The sequence below is a fragment of the Pseudomonas sp. S31 genome, assembly GCF_016648105.1.
Taxonomy (GTDB): domain Bacteria; phylum Pseudomonadota; class Gammaproteobacteria; order Pseudomonadales; family Pseudomonadaceae; genus Aquipseudomonas.
Map to the genome: position 1 here is coordinate 51,522 of NZ_JACVVE010000013.1, position 16,247 is coordinate 67,768.

Sequence of the window (16,247 nt, forward strand, 5' to 3'; positions counted from 1 at the left end):
GTTTGCCCAGGCCCTGAGCCTGACCGAGCCATCGCAAGGACCCCGTATGAGCCTGTCACTTCTCAGCCGCTATGCCGTCTTCGCTGTCTGCGTACTGTTCACCTTGGCGAGCCTGCCCCTGCTGCACCACGAATGGCTGTGGCCGTTCACCCTGACCACCGGTGTGCTCAGCCTGATCGGCCTGTTCGACCTGCTGCAGACCCGCCACGCGGTGCGCCGCAACTACCCGATCCTCGGCAATATTCGCTACCTGGTCGAAGGCATCCGCCCGGAAATCCGCCAGTACCTGCTGGAGGCCGACAGCGATGCCCTGCCATTCTCGCGCGCGCAGCGCTCGCTGGTGTATGCACGGGCCAAGAACGAAGGTGCGGACAAACCCTTCGGTACCCTGATCGACGTGTACCAGTCGGGGTTCGAGTTCATCGGCCACTCCATGCGCCCCGCCCCACTGGCCGACCCGGCAAGCTTTCGCATCATCATCGGCGGGCCGCAGTGCACCCAGCCCTACTCGGCCTCGATCTTCAACATCTCGGCGATGAGCTTCGGGGCACTGAGTGCCAACGCGATCCGCGCCCTCAACGAAGGTGCCAAGCTCGGCAACTTCGCCCACGACACCGGTGAAGGCAGCATCAGCCCCTACCACCGCGAGCACGGCGGCGACCTGGTCTGGGAGCTGGGCAGCGGCTACTTCGGCTGCCGTACCGCCGACGGTCGTTTCGACCCACAGCGCTTCGCCGAACAGGCGCGCAACCCGCAGGTGCGGATGATCGAGATCAAGATGAGCCAGGGCGCCAAGCCCGGCCACGGCGGCATCCTGCCCAAGCACAAGGTGACCCAGGAGATCGCCGAGACCCGTGGTGTGTTGATGGGCGAGGACTGTATCTCACCGTCTCGCCACAGCGCGTTCTCCACCCCGGTGGAGATGATGCACTTCGTCGCCCAGTTGCGTGAGCTGTCCGCAGGCAAGCCGGTGGGCTTCAAGCTCTGCCTGGGCCACCCCTGGGAGTTCATGGGCATCGCCAAGGCCATGCTCGAGACCGGCATCCTGCCCGACTTCATCGTCATCGACGGCAAGGAAGGCGGCACTGGCGCGGCACCGGTGGAATTCACCGACCACATCGGTGTGCCGCTGCGCGAGGGCCTGCTGTTCGTGCACAACACCCTGGTTGGCCTCAACCTGCGCGACAAGATCAAGCTCGGCGCCAGCGGCAAGATCGTCAGCGCCTTCGACATCGCCAGCGTGCTGGCCATCGGCGCCGACTGGGCCAACTCGGCGCGTGGCTTCATGTTCGCCATCGGCTGCATCCAGTCGCAAAGCTGCCACACCAACAAATGCCCGACCGGCGTGGCCACCCAGGACCCGCTGCGCCAGCGCGCCCTGGTGGTGCCGGACAAGGCCCAGCGGGTGCTGAACTTCCACCACAACACCCTGCGCGCCCTGGCCGAGATGCTTGCCGCCGCCGGCCTCGAGCATCCCGCACAACTGGAAGCCAAGCATCTGGTACGGCGGGTGTCAGCCACCGAGATCAAGCTGTTCTCGCAGATGCATGTGTTCCTCAAGCCGGGCGAGTTGCTCACGGGCGAGATCAGCGGCGAGTTCTATTCGCGCATGTGGCGGATGGCTCGGGCCGATAGCTTCGAGCCCCAGTCCGCTTGACAGCCCACTTGACCCTGCCGATGGCCCAGACCGCCTGGGCCAGCACAATTTTTTCACCTCATCCGGCTAACGTCTAAGCTTCAGGCAAAGCAAGACGAAAAAACCTGGCCGGATTGAAGACTATGGGCGCACTGTGGCAATCGGAACCAAGCAGAACGGAAGCACCCACGACACCTCAGGCCGAAGCGCCACAGCCAAAGTCCCCACGTCAGCGCCGGCTGTGGTGGCGGTTGATCATTCTCATCCTGCTGGTGGCGATCATCGCCATCGGTTTTGCCGCGTATGACGAGTTCCGCACCTCCAACCTGCAATCACGCGAGTTCAGCCGCCTGGCCGGCACCCTCACTTATTCGCTGCAACGGGGGCCCAGCGATGCCATCGTCTACCCAGGCGAGGGCCCCTTCGACAAACGCCTGGGCTACAGCGCACTGGGTGAGTTCCTGCCGCGCCTGCTCAAGCGCGACTACCTGATCAGCGAACAGGTGCAGTTCTCGCCCGCGCTGATGCGCTATGTCGATCACGGCCTGTTCGCGCCCTACATCGAGAAGATCCAGGCTGGCCTGTCGATCACCGACTGCCGCGGCGACACCCTCTACCAATACAACTACCCGCAACATCTGTACCCCGACTTCGCCGCGATTCCGCCGGTGATGGTCAACAGCCTGCTGTTCATCGAGAACCGCGACCTGCTTGACACCCAGGACCCGCGCAACAACCCGGCAGTGGACTGGCCGCGCTTCGCCAAGGCCGCCTACAGCCAGGTGGCCAAGTACCTGGCCCTGCCGGGCCAGTCCGCCGGCGGCAGCACCCTGGCCACCCAGTTGGAGAAGTACCGCCACTCACCCGACGGCCTGACCGTGTCGGGCGCCGAGAAGATCCGCCAGATGATTTCCGCCAGCGTGCGCGCCTACCAGGGCGGCCCGGACACCACCGAGGCGCGCCAGCGCATCGTGCGCGACTACCTCAACAGCGTGCCGCTGTCGGCGGTGCCTGGGCATGGCGAGGTGCATGGCATGGCCGAAGGCTTGCGGGTCTGGTATGGCGCCGACTTCGACAAGGTCAACCAAGCCCTGACCTCCACCGCCACTGATGCCGAGAGCCTGGCGGCCCGTGGCCTGGCCCTGCGCCAGGTGCTGTCGCTGATGATCGCCCAGCGCCGGCCTTCGCATTATCTGTCCAAGGGGCGGGTCGAGCTGGCCGAGCTGACCGACTCGCACATCCGCGTGCTGGCCGCCAACAACGTGATCGACCGCCCCCTGGCCGACGCGGCGCTGGCCAGCAAGGCGGTCTACCGCGACTGGGTGGCGCAGCCGACCATCGTGCCGATCATCACCAACAAGGGCATCAGCCTGGCGCGCAACCGCCTGGCGGGCATGCTCAATCGCCCCCTCTACGACCTCGACCGCCTCGACCTGTCGGCCACCAGCACCTTGCAGGCCGACCTGCAGGTGCAGGTCAGCCAATACCTGAAGAACCTCGCCGACCCCGAGTTCGCCGCACAGATGGGGCTGATCGGTGAGCGCCTGCTGACCGCCAAGACCACCGACCAGGTGAGCTACAGCTTCACCCTGTTCGAGCGCACCGCCGATGGTTCGCGGGTGCGGGTGCAGACCGACAGCACCGACCAGCCGTTCGACATCAATGAAGGCAGCAAGCTGGAGCTCGGCTCCACCGCCAAGTTGCGGGTGCTCACCACTTACCTGGAAATCATCGCCGAGCTGCACGACAAGTACGCCGGCAAGCCGGTGGCCGACCTGAAGAAGGTCGAGGTCGCCGAGCTCGACCGCATCACCCAGTGGTCGCTGGAATGGTTGATGCTGAACAGCAAGAACCAGAGCCTGGACGCCATGCTCGACGCCGCGCTGGAACGCAAGTACTCGGCCAACACCGGCGAGGCGTTCTTCACCGGTGGCGGCATGCATGTGTTCAACAACTTCCGCAAGGAAGACAACGGCCGCAACCCGACCCTCAAGGATGCCCTGCGCGAATCGATCAACCTGCCGTTCATCCGCCTGATGCGTGACATCGTGCGCTACGTCACCTACCAGCAGCCCTACAATCGCGTACCGCTGCTCAAGGACGACTCCGACCCGCGGCGCCAGGAATACCTCGCTCGCTTCGCCGACAAGGAAGGCAGCAACTACCTGATGCGCTTCTGGAAGAAGTACCAGCGCAAGACCTCGCAGCAACGCCTGGACACCTTCCTCGATAGCATGCGAGTGACGCCGCAGCGCCTGGCCGCGGTGCACCGCTACCTGTTCCCCGAGGCCGGCCAGGAGACCTTCAACGCGTTCGTGCGGGCGCACAGCAAGGACGACAAGGCGGCGCTGGCCAAGCTCACCGACAGCCGCCTGGTGGAGATGTACGATGCCTATGGCCCCGGCAAGTACGACCTGCCGGACCAAGGCTTCATCGCCAAGGTCCACCCGCTGGACCTGTGGCTGCTCGGGTATCTGCTGAAGAACCCCAGCGCCACCTTGACGCAAATGCTCAACGCCAGCCATTTCGAGCGCCAGGAAGTCTATGGTTGGTTGTTCAAGAGCCGTCACCAGGGCGCCCGCGACAGCCGCATCCGCACCATGGTCGAGATCGAGGCATTCACCGAGATCCACCAACGCTGGAAGCGCGTTGGCTACCCCTTCGACCACCTGGTGCCGTCGCTGGCCACCGCCATCGGCAGCTCCGGCGACCGCCCGGCGGCGTTGTCCGAGCTGGTCGGCATCATCCAGAACGATGGCGTACGCCTGCCGACCTTGCGCATCGACACCCTGCACTTCGCCGCCAACACGCCGTACGAGACCAAACTGATCAGCGACCCGGATCGCGGCCAACGGATCCTGCCGGTGGAAGTGGCACGGGCGCTCAAGGGCGCCATGTCGCAAGTGGTCGATGCCGGTACTGCGCGGCGGATCTCCGGCAGCTTCAAGTTGCAGGACGGCACCCCGCTGGTGATGGGCGGCAAGACCGGCACCGGCGACAACCGCATCGAGAGCTTCGGCGCCGGCGGCCGGTTGATCGGCTCACGCTCGCTCAACCGCACCGCCACGTTCGTGTTCTACCTGGGCGACAACCACTTCGGCACCCTCACCGCGTTCGTCCCGGGCCGGACCGCCGAGGCCTTCAAGTTCACCTCGGCGCTGCCGGTCCAGGTGCTCAAGGGCATGGCGCCGATCCTCATGCCGTACCTACAGCCAGGCAACCCGAATGAATGCAAGCCGCCGCAGATGGCCATGCATTCGAGCAACCCATCGAATAGCTAGATGAGAATCATCGGCATTTAGAGGCTTGTGTTTAGATATATCTTGAGTAATATCTTGCGATATATCTAAACACACACGGAGCCTCACCTCATGCGCGATGCTTATGCCCATGATCCACTGGAGCGCCGCCCCGGCCGGGGTGAGCGCGGCCCCCGGGTATTCGCCCCTGGCGACCTGAAGCTGTTGATCCTGTCGATGCTCGCCGAGCAGCCGGGCCACGGCTACGACCTGATCCGCCAGATCGAGAAACTGTTCGATGGCAGCTACAGCCCGAGCCCAGGGGTCATCTACCCCACCCTCAACTTCCTCGAGGAAGCCGAGCTGATCAGCGGCCAGCCCCAAGGCAGCAAGCGCCTATACGCCATCACCGACGCGGGGCGCCAGGCCCTGGGCGAACAAGCCGTCGCCCTCGACGGCGTGCGCATGCGCATCGATGTCAGCAAACGCGCCCTGCGCGGCCATGACCGCCCGCCGGAAATCCACGAGGCCGTCGGCAACCTGCGCCACGCCCTGCACATGCACAGTGGCCGCTGGACCCCGGAAGAAATCGAACGGGTCCGCAGCCTGCTCAATGAAACCGCCAAGGCCATCGCCTCCGGGCCGGCCGCCTCTGTCACGGAGAACCCCCATGAGTGACACCATTCACCGCGTCAACCACGAAATCCGCCGCCGGCGCCTGGAAGTGCTGCGCGTCACCGAGCTGACCCCGCGCATGCGCCGCATCACCCTGGGCGGCCCGGAACTGCAAGGCTTCACCAGCCTGGGCACGGATGACCACATCAAGTTGCTGTTCGCTGAAACCCCCGAGCAACAGCAGGCCCTGGACGCTGGTGGCCTCGGCCGCGACGGCGGCGTCCGCCCGACCATGCGCGAATACACGCCACGGCGCATCGACCTGGTGGCAAACGAACTGGACATTGATTTCGTCCTGCATGGCGATGGCCCCGCCTCGACCTGGGCCGCCCAGGCAGCCCCCGGGCAGGTGCTGAACATCGCCGGGCCACGGGCCTCGATGGTGGTACCGGACATCTTCGACAGCTACCTGCTGATTGGTGACGAGACGGCGATCCCGGCCATTGGCCGACGCCTCGAGGAACTGCCGGCAGGCCGCCAGGTGCTGGCGGTGATCCAGATCGAAGACGACCAGGAGCGCCAGCCGCTGCCGAGCCAGGCACAGGTCGAAGTGATCTGGGTAAAGCGTGAGGAAAACCTGCTGGCCCTGGTCGAAGGGCTGACGCTGCCGCAAGGCAGGCTGTACAGCTGGGTGGCCCTGGAGAAATCGCTGACCCGCCAGGCCAAGGCACTGCTGCTGGCCAAGGGCGTGGCGGAAGATGCCCTCAAGGCCGCGGCCTACTGGCGTGCTGATGGAACGGCAGACGACGAGTGATTTCTGCGGGTTCGGGTCGACCCCTTTCGCGGCGGTTCGGCGCGAAAGGGCAGGCCCTGCCTAGGCAAGCCCTGGCGACGAGCGCCAGCGATCCAGCCCCAGCATCACCAGCCCGATCCCCCAAAAACCCGCCAGGACCCCCAACGCATTGAGCATGACCTGCCCATACCCGAGGCTGGCCACATCGATGAATGGATAGGCATACACACCGATCTCGCTACCCCGCCACAGCGCATAGGCGAAGTACACCGCCGGATACAGCGCCCACACCGCCAGGTGCCAGAGCCGCAGGCTGCCCTTGGGCACCTCGAGCCACCAGTACAGCACGTACAGCAGCGGCATCACGTCGTGCAGCAACTCGTCCGCCAGCCACTGCCAGCCCTGGGGGTGCCAGAGGTGGCGCAGCAACAGGCTGTAGGCCAACGCTACCAGGACGATGCTGGCGGCCACCGCCGAACTCACCGCAGGCGAAAGGAAAAAGCGCCTGGCCCTGCCTTCATGGCCGAAGGCGGCATAGCTGAGCACCGTCGCCACCAAGGTGTTGCTCAGTACGGTGAAATACCCGAACACATTCACCAACCCGCCGATCAGGCTGGCCTGCTCCTGCCAGCGCGCCAGCAACACCAGATAAACCTGCACCGCCAGGCCCAACCAGCCCAGCACGGCCGCCGCGCTCAACCACGGGCGGGCCGGCAGCTCAGGCATTGCGCTGCAATCTGACGTAGAGCTGCTCGACCTTTTCCCGCGCCCAGGGCGTCTTGCGCAGGAAGGTCAGGCTCGACTTGATGCTCGGGTTGCTCTTGAAGCAGCGCACGTCGACGCGCTCGGCCAGGCCTTGCCACTGATAGTGAGCCACCAGCTCGGTGAGGATCTGCTCCAGGGTCTTGCCGTGCAATGCATTGTGTTGGGCCGTGCTCATGCCAGTGCTCCGTAAAAGATGCGCACCTTACACGAGTGTAGTGGCCGATGCTGCGCATCGCGCCGAAGACCTGCAGGGGAGAAAGCGCTGGTCAAGGCACAAGGCCCTGTGCTGAAATGGTGATGTTATATTGTAACTATATAAAACTCGACCAAGGAACGTCTCACCTCCATGCCGCACATCCCGCTACGCCTCTCCCCCCTCGCCATCGCGCTCTGGCTCGCTGCCTCTCCCAGCCAGGCCGTGGAGCTCGAACCCCAGGTCATCACCGCCAACCCGCTGGGCAATCGCCAGCTCGCCGCGCCCAGCACCGTTCTCGAAGGTGACGACCTGCTACTGCAGCAGCACGGCAGCCTCGGTGAAACCCTGAACAAGCAACCCGGTGTCGCCTCCACCTGGTTCGGCCCTGGCGCCAGCCGCCCGGTGATCCGTGGCCTGGATGGTGACCGCATCCGCATCCTGCGCAACGGCGTCGGTGCCCTGGACGCCTCGTCGCTGTCCTATGACCACGCCGTGCCGCTGGACCCAGTGAATGTCGAGCGCATCGAGATCGTCCGCGGCCCGGCCGCCCTGTTGTACGGCGGTAACGCCATTGGTGGGGTGGTGAATACCTTCGACAACCGCATTCCCGACTCGCCCATCGAGGGTATTCATGGCGCCGGCGAGCTGCGCTATGGTGGCGCCGACACCACGCGCAGCAGCGCCGGCAAACTGGAAGCCGGCAACGGCGCATTCGCCCTGCACCTGGATGCCAATAGCCGCCAGTTCAACGACCTGCGCATCCCCGGCTACGCCCGTAGCTCGAAAGTACGCGATGCCGACGAGCCCGGCAGCCATGGCCGCCTGGAGAACAGCGACGGGCGCCAGGATGGCGGGGCCATCGGCGGCAGCTATCACTGGGACCATGGCTACGCCGGCCTGTCCTACAGCCGCTATGACAGCAACTACGGCTCGGTGGCCGAGTCGGGCGTGCGCCTGGACATGAAACAGGACCACTATGCCTTCGCCTCGGAACTGCGCGACCTCGACGGGCCGTTCAGCTCGGTCAAGCTCGATGCTGGCTACACCGACTATGAGCACCGGGAGATCGAAGATGGCGAAGTGGGCACCACGTTCAAGAACAAAGGCTACGAAGCGCGCATCGAGGCTCGCCACCAACCCATCGGCCCGGTGGAAGGGGTGATCGGCGCGCAGATCAATCGCAACGAGTTTTCCGCCCTGGGCGAAGAGGCTTTCGTCCCGCAGACCGACACCGACAGCCTGGCGGTGTTCGCCCTGGAACAATGGCAAGCCACCGAACGCCTGAACCTGAGCCTGGGTGCGCGACTGGAACACACCCGTGTCGACCCGGATGCCAAGGGCAATGAAAACTTCGTCGATGCCGACAGCAGCAGCTCGTTCAATGCCTTCAGCCTGTCATCGGGGGCTGTCTACCAGCTCGACCCGGTCTGGGCGCTGGCGGCGAACCTGGCCTACACCGAGCGCGCCCCAACCTTCTACGAGCTGTACGCCAACGGCGCGCATGTGGCCACCGGAGCCTACGAGGTCGGCGATGCCAGTCTGAACAAGGAGAAGGCAATTTCTGCCGACCTCGCCTTGCGTTTCGACAACGGTACCCATAAGGGCAGCGTGGGTGTGTTCTACAGCCACTTTCGCAACTACATCGGCCTGATCGGCACCGGCAACCTGCGCGAAGCGGGTGACGAGGACGAGAGCTTCCCCGAGTATCAGTACCAGGGCGTGCGCGCGCGATTCTACGGCATCGAGGCCCAGGACCGCTGGCAACTGCTGGAAAACCGCTACGGCAGCTTCGCCCTCGAGTTGTCCGGCGACTACACCCGGGCCAAGAATCTCGACAGCGGCGAACCCTTGCCGCGCATCGCGCCGCTGCGTCTGAACAGCGGGCTGGTCTGGGAACTGGACCGCTGGCAGGCGCGGGTCGACGTCCAGCATGCCGCGTCGCAGCATCGCAAACCGGCCAACGAAACCAGCACCGAGGGCTACACGACCCTGGGCGCGAGCGTCGGTTATCGCTTCGATATCGGCAAGAGTGAATGGCTGGCGTTCGTCCGTGGTGAAAACCTCACCGACCAGACCGTGCGCTATGCCAGCTCGATCCTGCGCGACATTGCCCCGGCTCCCGGGCGCAGCGTCGAATTCGGGCTGCGGACCACGTTCTAATTTCGGCAACCGCACCGGCTCCTGAAGGAGCCGGCTTGCCAGCGGCGAACGCACCACTGTTTCTGAATCGGCAACGATTCCCTGCGACAATTTGTCTTTTTTTCACACCGCCAGCGCTATATCCTCTCGCCCCAAGCTGAATCGATTCATTCATTCCAGATAGCGACCTGAACATCGAGGAGTCCTCTGCTCGATGCGCTCGGCTGTTTTCAATTTTCCAAAGACAGCGCTGTCTCAAGCGGAACGATCATGTCGGCTGCTACTACTTTAAATGCTGAAGCATTGAATTTTGACCTGACGGAGTACGTACGATGAGCACCGAAGGTGCCAAGAGTGAAAAACACCGGATGCCACGCATCATGGGTGTGTTGCTGTTGCTGATGGGCCTGGCCCTGCTGGCGGGGGGCATCAAGCTGAGCCAGGTGGGGGGATCGCTCTACTACCTGATCGCCGGGATCGGCTTTGCCTTGAGTGGCATCCTGCTGCTGGCCAAGCGCCGCATCGCCCTGGGCTTGTACGGCCTGGTGCTGCTCGGCAGCACGGCCTGGGCCCTGCTGGAAGTCGGCCTGGACTGGTGGCAACTGGTGCCACGCCTGTCGCTGTGGTTCGCCATCGGTGTGCTGTTGCTGCTGCCCTGGGCACGTCGCCCGCTCATCGGGCCGGCGCCCAGGGCCAACACCGCCCTGCTCGGCATCGCCGTGCTGGCCTCCGGTGCTTGTGCGCTGGCCAGCCAATTCACCCACCCTGGTGAAGTGTTCGGCGAAGTGGGCCGCGAGAGCAGCGAAATGGCCAGCGCCGCGCCGACGATGCCCGACGGCGACTGGCAGGCCTATGGCCGCACCGAACATGGCGACCGGTACTCGCCGCTGCGCCAGATCACCCCCCAGAACGCCTATCGCCTGGAAGAAGCCTGGCGCATCCGCACCGGCGACCTGCCCACCGACAACGACCCGGTCGAGCTCACCAACGAGAACACCCCGCTCAAGGCCAACGGCATGCTCTACGCGTGCACGCCACATGGCCGGGTGCTGGCCCTCGACCCGGACACCGGCGCCGAGATCTGGCGCTTCGACCCGCAGATCAAGAGCCCTACCAACACCTTCAAGGGCTTCGCCCACATGACCTGCCGCGGCGTCTCGTACTATGACGAGAACAGCTACGTCAGCCGCGATGGCAGCCCGGCACCGAAAGTCTCCGAAGCTGGCCAGGCGGTGGCCCTGGCCTGCCCGCGCCGCCTCTACCTGCCGACCGCCGACGCGCGCCTGATCGCCATCAACGCCGACAACGGCCGGGTCTGCGAAGGCTTCGCCAACCAAGGCACCATCGACCTCACCACCGGCATCGGCCCGTTCACCGCTGGCGGCTATTACTCCACCTCGCCGGCGGCGATCACCCGCGAACTGGTGATCATCGGCGGCCATGTCACGGATAACGAGTCGACCGACGAGCCGTCTGGCGTTATCCGCGCCTACGACGTGCACGACGGCCGCCTGGTCTGGAACTGGGACAGCAACAACCCCGACGACACCAAGCCCTTGGCCCCTGGCAAGACCTACAGCCGCAACTCGGCCAACATGTGGTCGCTGGCCAGCGTCGACGAGAAGCTTGGCCTCATCTACCTGCCCCTGGGCAACCAGACGCCCGACCAGTATGGCGCCAACCGCACCCCAGGCGCCGAGAAGTACAGCGCCGGCGTGGTAGCCCTGGACCTGGCCAGCGGCAAGGTCCGCTGGAACTACCAGTTCACCCATCACGACCTGTGGGACATGGACGTCGGCAGCCAGCCGACTCTGGTGCACCTGAAGACCGACGACGGCGTCAAGCCGGCGATCATCGTACCGACCAAGCAAGGCAGCCTGTACGTGCTCGACCGCCGCGACGGCACGCCGATCGTGCCGATCCGCGAAATCCCGACGCCGCAGGGCGCCGTGCCCGGCGACCACACCGCGCCCACCCAGGCGCGGTCGGACCTCAACCTGCTGGGGCCGGAGCTCAGCGAACAAGCCATGTGGGGCGCTACGCCGTTCGACCAGATGCTGTGCCGTATCCAGTTCCGCGAGCTGCGCTACGAAGGCCAGTACACGCCGCCGTCCGAGCAGGGCAGCCTGATCTACCCAGGCAACGTCGGTGTGTTCAACTGGGGCAGCGTGTCGGTCGACCCCGTCCGCCAGTTGCTGTTCACCTCGCCCAACTACATGGCCTTCGTGTCGAAGATGGTGCCGCGCGAACAGGTCGCCGCCGGCAGCAAGCGCGAGAGCGAGACCAGCGGCGTGCAGCCCAACACCGGCGCGCCGTACGCGGTGATCATGCACCCGTTCATGTCGCCGTTGGGCGTGCCGTGCCAGGCACCGTCCTGGGGTTATGTGGCGGCCATCGACCTGTTCACCAACAAAGTGGTGTGGAAGCGCAAGAACGGCACCACCCGCGACAGCACCCCAGTGCCTATCGGCATGCCGGTCGGCGTACCGAGCATGGGTGGCTCGATCGTCACTGCAGGCGGCGTCGGCTTCCTCGCCGGCACCCTCGACCAGTACCTGCGCGCCTACGACACCAATGACGGCAAGGAGCTGTGGAAGGCCCGCCTGCCTGCCGGGGGTCAAGCCACGCCGATGACCTACACCGGCAAGGACGGCAAGCAATACGTGCTGATCGTCGCCGGCGGACACGGTTCGCTGGGTACGAAGATGGGCGATTACATCATCGCTTACAAATTGGCGGAATGAGCATAGGGCTGCTTTGCAGCCCATCCGGCCGGTCCGGCGCCCCGGCGAGGCCGCTCCTACAGGGGAAATGCGACCTCCTGTAGGAGCGGCCTCGTGCCGCGAGGGGCCGCAAAGCGGCCCCGCCCATTCTTGCAGCTTATAATTCATAACTTGAAACCCACCACCGCCCGCCCCATCTAAGCACCATAGTCATTCACGCAGGTGCCCCATGAGCGACCAGCAGGATTTCCCGGAACAACCCGACGAACACAGCGCAGTCGAACACCTCGATACCCAGGCCGAACGCGGCCCCGGCCACGCCCTCGCCCTGCCCGGCCAGCAGTTGCCGGACAAGGTCTACGTGATCCCGATCCACAACCGCCCCTTCTTCCCAGCCCAAGTGCTGCCGGTCATCGTCAACGAGGAGCCCTGGGCCGAGACCCTCGACCTGGTGGCCAAGACCCCGCACCACTCCTTGGCGCTGTTCTTCATGGACACCCCGCCAGAAGACCACCGGCATTTCGATACCGCGGCATTGCCCGAGTACGGCACGCTGGTCAAGGTACATCACGCCAGCCGCGAGAACGGCAAGTTACAGTTCGTCGCCCAAGGCCTGACCCGAGTGCGCATCCGCACCTGGCTCAAGCACCACCGCCCGCCCTACCTGGTCGAGGTCGAATACCCTCGCCAGCCGACCGAGCCCAACGACGAGGTCAAGGCCTACGGCATGGCCCTGATCAACGCGATCAAGGAGCTGCTGCCACTAAACCCGCTGTACAGCGAAGAACTGAAGAACTACCTCAACCGCTTCAGCCCCAACGACCCCTCGCCCCTCACCGACTTCGCCGCAGCGCTCACCTCGGCCACCGGCAACCAACTGCAGGAGGTGCTCGACTGCGTGCCCATGCTCAAGCGCATGGAAAAGGTCCTGCCGATGCTGCGCAAAGAAGTCGAGGTCGCACGTCTACAGAACGAGATCTCCGCTGAGGTCAACCGACAGATCGGCGAGCACCAGCGTGAGTTCTTCCTCAAAGAGCAGCTCAAGGTCATCCAGCAGGAGCTGGGGCTGACCAAGGACGACCGCAGCGCCGATCTAGAGCAGTTCGAACAGCGTCTGGCGAACAAGACCCTGCCCGAGCAGGCGAAGAAACGCATCGACGAAGAGATGGGCAAGCTGGCGATCCTGGAAACCGGCTCGCCCGAATACGCCGTCACCCGCAATTACCTGGACTGGGCCACCGCCCTGCCCTGGGGCGTGTACGGCAAGGACAAGCTCGACCTCAAGCACGCACGCAAAGTGCTCGACCAGCACCATGCAGGTCTCGACGACATCAAGGAACGCATCCTCGAATTCCTCGCCGTCGGCGCCTGGAAAGGCGAGATCAGCGGCTCGATCGTGCTGTTGGTCGGCCCGCCCGGCGTGGGCAAGACCAGCATCGGCAAGTCCATCGCCGAGTCCCTTGGCCGGCCGTTCTACCGTTTCAGCGTCGGCGGTATGCGCGACGAGGCGGAGATCAAGGGGCATCGTCGCACCTACATCGGCGCCCAGCCCGGCAAGCTGTTGCAGGCGCTGAAGGAGGTCGAGGTCATGAACCCGGTGATCATGCTCGACGAAATCGACAAGATGGGCCAGAGCTATCAGGGCGACCCCGCTTCAGCGCTGCTGGAAACGCTGGATCCGGAGCAGAACGTCGACTTCCTCGACCATTATCTGGACCTGCGCCTGGACCTGTCGAAAGTGCTGTTCGTCTGCACCGCCAATACCCTGGACTCGATCCCCGGCCCGTTGCTCGACCGCATGGAGGTGATCCGCCTGTCCGGTTACATCACCGAAGAAAAGCTGGCCATCGCCAAGCGTCACCTGTGGCCCAAGCAACTGGCCAAGGCCGGTGTCGCCAAGACCAGCCTGGGGATCAGCGACAGCGCCCTACGCACGGTGATCGAGGGCTATGCCCGCGAGGCCGGTGTGCGGCAATTGGAGAAGCAACTCGGCAAACTGGTGCGCAAGGCGGTGGTCAAACTGCTGGACGACCCCCAGGCCACGCTCAAGATCGGCCCGAAGGACCTGGAAGCTGCACTCGGCATGCCGGTGTTTCGCAGCGAGCAGGTACTGGCCGGCAAGGGTGTGATCACCGGCCTGGCCTGGACCAGCATGGGTGGTGCCACGCTGCCGATCGAAGCTACCCGCATCCATACCCTGAACCGCGGCTTCAAGCTGACCGGCAAGTTGGGTGATGTGATGAAGGAGTCGGCCGAGATCGCCTACAGCTACATCAGCGCCAATCTCAAGCAGTTTGGCGGCGACCCGGGTTTCTTCAACGAAGCCTTCATCCACTTGCACGTGCCCGAGGGCGCCACGCCGAAGGACGGCCCGAGCGCCGGGGTGACCATGGCCAGCGCACTGCTGTCCCTGGCACGCGACCAGGTGCCGAAAAAGGGCGTGGCCATGACCGGCGAGCTGACCCTCACCGGGCAGGTGCTGCCGATCGGTGGAGTGCGTGAGAAGGTGATCGCTGCCAGACGGCAGAAGATCTATGAACTGATCCTGCCTGAGGCCAACCGTGGCGACTTCGAAGAACTGCCAGACTACCTGCGTGACGGGTTGACGGTGCATTTCGCCAAGCGCTTCGCCGACGTGGCGAAGGTGCTGTTCTAAGCCGACGACAGCAAGCCGGCGCCTACAGGCACCGCGCCCCCACCTTGGGGTTGGCGAAGGACTGTAGGCGCCGGCTTGCCAGCATTCAGGCCTGGTGCGAGCACACACAAACCCGCTTCATCGGTTATCCTCAGGCCATCGTTCGTCTTCGGAGCCGCCATGTCCGCCCCTCGCCTGCTCGTTCCCCTGGGCCTTGCCTTGCTGGCCGCCTGCGCCCAACAACCGCAGAACACACCCGCCGAACTGGACGCCGACAGCGAATGCCCCAAGCGCCTGCTGGTCGGCCAGACCCTCAACCTGAGCTTGCCCAGCAACCCCACCACCGGCTATCGCTGGCGGGTGCAGGATGCTGCGCCTGGCGTGCTGCGCAGCCTTGGCCCGGAGGTCTACGCCGCCCCCGAGGAAAGCGGCCTGGTCGGTACCGCCGGGGAATCCACCTGGCGCTTCCAGGCCCAGACCCCTGGCGACGGCCACCTGGTGCTGGTCTACCAGCAGCCGTGGGCCCCGGAAGTGCAACCGGTACAGACTTTCGATTGCGAAGTCCGGGTCCGCTGAGCGCGATTCAAGCCGCTTCGAAACGCCGGCGCACGGCAACCAGGTAATCCCGGGCGTTCTCCAGCGCAGCCTGAAGGGCACGCTGTTCGGTGGCTGCCTGGGTCTTGGCCGAGACCGCCTGCCAATGCACGACGAACTTGTTCGCCTGCGCCAACCAAGGCTCGCGCTGGGCCAGCAGCTCATCGACACCGGCAAACTGCCCGCTTTTCGCCAACGCCGCTTCCAGCTGCCGTTGGAGCTCCAGCAATGTGAGCTTTTGCTGGTCCAGCCGCTCGGCAAGTCGCCCCCTGGCCGCGTTCACATCAACGTATCTGCGCCCCTGCTCGAACAGGTCGAGGTTCTTGTTGAGCTTCACCAAGGCTGCCTTGACCAATTCCGGGGTGACGGTGCGGTCCCTGAGCACAGACAACAGGGCATCGATCTCGCTCTCCGACGGAATGAGATTACGCAGTGCCTGTTGCACCGTGGGGTGGTCCAGCGTCTTGAGCGACTCGTCGATTTCAGCCAGTCGTAGCGCTTGCGCTGCGATCAGTTGCTCCAGTTGCGCTACGGCGGCACGGTTTTTCACGATACGCTGGTCGTTTTCTTCCCTGAGCGAAGTGGTGGATGGCGCACGATAACGGCTGACACGCTCGACCGCGCCGATGATCTGTGCCATCTCATCGTGCAGATATTGACGCGAGCGAAGCAGGTCCGCCTCGGTCATGGTCAACGACGCCTCGAGGTCGAGGTTCAACTCCACCAGGCAGCTGACCACGTTTTCTCGAAAGATATCGTTCCCGGCTTGCACCAGGCTTTTCAAATCCCTCAATTGCTCGCGAAGAGCGGGAATCATGCCGGCCGTCTTGCTGTGATAGAGTTCGTTCAGCAGGTTTTCGATCGACAGCATTGCCGTCACATCCGGTAAGTCGTCTGGTTTGATGCCCATGA

11 protein-coding genes are annotated in these 16,247 nt (G+C 64.6%); 8 read left to right on the top strand and 3 right to left on the bottom strand.

What is annotated here, in order from left to right:
- The first annotated feature begins 46 nt into the window (after positions 1 to 46).
- From IAE37_RS12035 to IAE37_RS12050, 4 genes are all read left to right on the top strand, one after another.
- Entirely contained in the window at positions 47 to 1,657 is a 1,611-nt protein-coding gene (locus IAE37_RS12035) for an FMN-binding glutamate synthase family protein (protein ID WP_201173795.1), read from the top strand.
- Between the two features lie 122 nt (positions 1,658 to 1,779).
- Positions 1,780 to 4,917: a transglycosylase domain-containing protein gene (locus IAE37_RS12040; protein ID WP_201173796.1), complete on the top strand. Its 3,138-nt coding sequence runs from the start codon at positions 1,780 to 1,782 to the stop codon at positions 4,915 to 4,917.
- Positions 4,918 to 5,007: 90 nt separating this feature from the next.
- Positions 5,008 to 5,553 carry a PadR family transcriptional regulator gene (locus tag IAE37_RS12045; protein ID WP_201173797.1) on the top strand — a complete coding sequence of 182 codons (546 nt, stop codon included), beginning with the start codon at positions 5,008 to 5,010 and terminating at the stop codon, positions 5,551 to 5,553.
- Positions 5,546 to 6,304, top strand: coding sequence for a siderophore-interacting protein (locus tag IAE37_RS12050; protein WP_201173798.1), 759 nt, complete (start codon positions 5,546 to 5,548; stop codon positions 6,302 to 6,304). The genes IAE37_RS12045 and IAE37_RS12050 overlap by 8 nt, the downstream gene beginning before the upstream one ends.
- A 60-nt stretch (positions 6,305 to 6,364) precedes the next feature.
- Here IAE37_RS12050 and IAE37_RS12055 read toward each other — a convergent pair whose 3' ends face one another.
- Positions 6,365 to 7,000 (bottom strand): Pr6Pr family membrane protein, encoded by a 636-nt coding sequence (locus IAE37_RS12055; RefSeq protein ID WP_201173998.1) that lies wholly within the window; start codon positions 6,998 to 7,000, stop codon positions 6,365 to 6,367.
- A gap of 1 nt (position 7,001) precedes the next feature.
- Entirely contained in the window at positions 7,002 to 7,223 is a 222-nt protein-coding gene (locus tag IAE37_RS12060; RefSeq protein WP_201173800.1) for a VF530 family DNA-binding protein, read from the bottom strand.
- 171 nt (positions 7,224 to 7,394) lie between these two features.
- Between IAE37_RS12060 and IAE37_RS12065 the strand changes: the two genes are divergently transcribed.
- The 4 genes from IAE37_RS12065 to IAE37_RS12080 all read left to right on the top strand — a co-directional run bounded on the left by IAE37_RS12065 (position 7,395) and on the right by IAE37_RS12080 (position 15,317).
- Complete coding sequence (locus IAE37_RS12065; protein WP_201173801.1) at positions 7,395 to 9,404, top strand: TonB-dependent receptor; 2,010 nt, start codon at positions 7,395 to 7,397, stop codon at positions 9,402 to 9,404.
- A gap of 311 nt (positions 9,405 to 9,715) precedes the next feature.
- Positions 9,716 to 12,127, top strand: coding sequence for a glucose/quinate/shikimate family membrane-bound PQQ-dependent dehydrogenase (locus IAE37_RS12070; protein WP_201173803.1), 2,412 nt, complete (start codon positions 9,716 to 9,718; stop codon positions 12,125 to 12,127).
- A gap of 208 nt (positions 12,128 to 12,335) precedes the next feature.
- Complete coding sequence (gene lon / locus IAE37_RS12075) at positions 12,336 to 14,762, top strand: endopeptidase La (RefSeq protein ID WP_201173806.1); 2,427 nt, start codon at positions 12,336 to 12,338, stop codon at positions 14,760 to 14,762.
- Positions 14,763 to 14,921: 159 nt separating this feature from the next.
- Entirely contained in the window at positions 14,922 to 15,317 is a 396-nt protein-coding gene (locus IAE37_RS12080; RefSeq protein WP_201173807.1) for a protease inhibitor I42 family protein, read from the top strand.
- Between the two features lie 7 nt (positions 15,318 to 15,324).
- On the opposite strand, the gene IAE37_RS12085 is transcribed toward IAE37_RS12080, so the two are convergent.
- Positions 15,325 to 16,245: an alpha-xenorhabdolysin family binary toxin subunit B gene (locus IAE37_RS12085; protein ID WP_201173808.1), complete on the bottom strand. Its 921-nt coding sequence runs from the start codon at positions 16,243 to 16,245 to the stop codon at positions 15,325 to 15,327.
- Between the last annotated feature and the right edge of the window lie 2 nt (positions 16,246 to 16,247).